Genomic DNA, 237 nt, shown 5'->3' with positions numbered 1-237 from the left:
GAACCCATCAACCTCATTCAAGGAGTTTTTTCATGAAGGTCAACAAGTTCAGCCTCTTGTTCATTGCGGGCGCCGTCGTGGTCGCCGCCGGCCTGGTGGCCGTCCAGAAGAAGGTGGACCCGTCGGGTGAAGCGACGCATGCCAGCGCCAGCGCAGGTCACCAGGGGCACGCGATGCCCTCCAGCGCTTCGGCCAATGACAGCCCCTCCACGACCGCGTATCGCGCCGTGAACGACC

General features: G+C 63.3%; 1 pseudogene. It reads left to right on the top strand.

Annotation, left to right across the window (positions count from 1 at the left end):
• Positions 1–32 precede the first annotated feature (32 nt).
• Positions 33–237: pseudogene (locus tag RVY79_RS21515) on the top strand (DUF305 domain-containing protein); the annotation flags it as partial.

Origin of the sequence: Chromohalobacter sp. HP20-39, assembly GCF_033052815.1 — a bacterium.
GTDB lineage: Bacteria > Pseudomonadota > Gammaproteobacteria > Pseudomonadales > Halomonadaceae > Chromohalobacter.
The sequence above is the reverse complement of the archived record's forward strand: the minus strand, read 5'-3'. Positions and strand labels throughout refer to the sequence as shown.